The 2,467-nt window shown below is 44.8% G+C and carries 3 protein-coding genes; all 3 read left to right on the forward strand.

Going from position 1 to position 2,467, the window contains the following annotated elements; all coding sequences use genetic code 11:
- Window positions 1–83: 83 nt before the first annotated feature.
- The 3 genes from tnpA to tnpC all read left to right on the forward strand — a co-directional run bounded on the left by tnpA (window position 84) and on the right by tnpC (window position 2,414).
- Window positions 84–416 carry an IS66 family insertion sequence element accessory protein TnpA gene (gene tnpA, locus ACOI1D_RS21300; protein WP_422504188.1) on the forward strand — a complete coding sequence of 111 codons (333 nt, stop codon included), beginning with the start codon at window positions 84–86 and terminating at the stop codon, window positions 414–416.
- Entirely contained in the window at window positions 410–766 is a 357-nt protein-coding gene (gene tnpB / locus ACOI1D_RS21305) for an IS66 family insertion sequence element accessory protein TnpB (protein WP_422504190.1), read from the forward strand. The genes tnpA and tnpB overlap by 7 nt, the downstream gene beginning before the upstream one ends.
- 139 nt (window positions 767–905) lie before the next feature.
- Window positions 906–2,414: an IS66 family transposase gene (tnpC, locus tag ACOI1D_RS21310; RefSeq protein WP_422504192.1), complete on the forward strand. Its 1,509-nt coding sequence runs from the start codon at window positions 906–908 to the stop codon at window positions 2,412–2,414.
- The last annotated feature ends 53 nt before the right edge of the window (window positions 2,415–2,467 follow it).

A 2,467-nucleotide genomic window follows, 5' to 3' on the forward strand; every position in this document is an offset into this window, starting at 1 on the left:
GTAAGCGTCAAATAGTACCCACATTTTAATAGTTAAGCATCCATGCGATAATCTTCTTAGAAATCAATTCGGGAGGTTATGCGATGACTCAAACAGACAAGAGAATAGAATGGAAAGCTCGGTTTGATGCATGGAAATCAAGTGGTTTCAGTGTAGCTGAGTGGTGCCGGGAACAAGGGGTAAAGGAACATCAAATGTATTATTGGATTCAAAAGTTTGAAAGCGATGAAAGATCCCCTGAACAAGTGACACCTGAAACACAGTGGCTAACAGTCAATGTGGAAGATGAACCCCGAAACACCACAACGCGGGAGCCCGTATTCATTCATTTCGGTGCGATTTCAGTCGAAGTTCGTCCAGGGGTTAATATGGGTTTAGTTTCTGATATTGTTCATGTGTTACAAAGCGAATGTTGACGAACTCCCATTTTGAGCGGGTTTACCTTGCCCAAGGCAGTACGGATCTTCGCAAATCGATAGACGGTCTAGCTGTCATTGTAAAAGAGTGCTTTAATCTGGATCCCTTTTCCCCCTGCTTATTCGTATTCTGCAATCGAAAACGTGATAAGCTAAAAATCCTACAATGGGAACATAATGGTTTTTGGCTTCATTATCGGAGACTGGAACGCGGAACGTTCCACTGGCCATCGGAAAAGGACGCAGCCCCCATGGATATCAGTCCACGGCAACTGCGTTGGCTACTGGATGGTCTACCAATGAAACAAACACAGGCGCACAAAGAAGTGAAAGCTCGCACCATTCTATGAAATAAAAATAAGGAAATAAAGATAGGGAATTCGGCTTTTCAAGCCGGCTTCTTTGTCGTATACTTGTTTTATGGAAACTACAGCGCATACTTCAACAGACAAAATTGAATATTACATAGCGCGCACGGAAAAGTTGGAAATGGAAAACGAAGCGTTAGAGGCAAAAATAAAATGGTACGAGGAGCAATTTCGTCTCAGTCAGCAATACCGTTTCGGGTCTTCCAGTGAGAAGATGCACCCAGACCAACTTTCCCTTTTCAACGAAGCCGAGGAAACAGCCGACGCAACTGTTGAAGAACCGACCGTCGAAACGATTACATATAAACGCAAGAAACAACACGGTCAGCGTGAACGCATGCTTGAAAACCTGCCTAAAGAGACGATAGAATATCGTTTATCCGAAGAAGAGCAGGTCTGTTCATGTTGCGCCGGCGCACTTCATGAAATGAGCACGGAAGTACGTAAAGAGTTGAAAATCATCCCGGCACAGGTAAAAGTAGTAGAGCATGTGCGTCATGTTTACAGCTGCCGTCATTGCGAACGCCACGAAATAGAGACACCTATTGTTACAGCAGAAATGCCGGCTCCCGTTTATCCGGGAAGCCTGGCGTCTCCATCGGCAATGGCTTATTCAATGTCACAAAAATATGTGGAAAGTATGCCACTTTACCGCCAAGAAAAACATTTAGAACGCTTTGGTGTATCCATATCGCGCCAAACACTGTCCAATTGGATTTTATATGGTGCAGAAACTTGGCTCCGTCTGATCTTCAATGAAATGCATGAGCAACTCCTGACACGTGATATTTTGCATGCGGATGAGACAACGCTGCAGGTACTTTCCGAACCGGATCGGCCTGCGACATCAACTTCCTATATATGGCTTTATCGTACTGGAAAAGAGGATATGCCTATTGTCCTGTACGATTACCGGCAAACCCGTGCTGGCAAACATCCTAGCCGTTTCCTGGAGGAATTCCAGGGTTACCTGCATGTGGACGGATATGCTGGTTATCATAAAGTTTCAGATGTAACGCTAGTTGGGTGCTGGGCGCATGCGCGCCGCAAATTTACAGATGCCTTAAAGGCGCTCCCTGAATCAGCGAGTACTTCTGCGGTCAAAGCAAAAGAAGGTCTAGCATTTTGTAACCAGCTTTTCGCAATCGAACGTGAACTAAAGGACGACAGTTCCGAAGAACGATATAAAATACGTTTGGAACGCACCCAGCCAGTACTGGAGGCTTTTTCAACATGGCTACGTGAACAAACACCACGCGTACTGCCGAAAAGCGCACTCGGACAAGCAATTAAATATTGTCGTAACCAATGGGGGAAATTAGAGGCATTCTTGCAGGACGGCCGCCTAGAGATAGACAACAACCGCGGCGAAAGATCAATCAAACCTTTCGTTATTGGAAGAAAAAACTGGCTTTTCAGCAATACCCAAAAGGGGGCTGAATCCAGTGCAATTATCTATAGTGTTGTGGAAACAGCTAAAGAAAACGGGTTAAATCCGTTCCACTATCTTAGCTACCTGTTTGAAGAACTTCCCAATATGGATACAACGGATAAAGCGAAACTCGCTCAACTCCTTCCTTGGTCAGAGGCAATCCCGGAAGAATGCCGTGTTCCAATTAAATCTAAATAAAGCATACACCAAATCCCACCTGCATTAGTAGGTGGGATTTATTTGACGCTTAC

The organism is Virgibacillus sp. DJP39 (assembly GCF_049310925.1).
Taxonomy (GTDB): Bacteria; Bacillota; Bacilli; order Bacillales; family Amphibacillaceae; genus Virgibacillus_F.

Coding starts and splice junctions, on each gene's coding strand:
- tnpA (WP_422504188.1), top strand. CDS start 84: ATGACTCAAACAGACAAGAGAATAGAATGGAAAGCTCGGTTTGATGCA.
- tnpB (WP_422504190.1), top strand. CDS start 410: ATGTTGACGAACTCCCATTTTGAGCGGGTTTACCTTGCCCAAGGCAGT.
- tnpC (WP_422504192.1), top strand. CDS start 906: ATGGAAAACGAAGCGTTAGAGGCAAAAATAAAATGGTACGAGGAGCAA.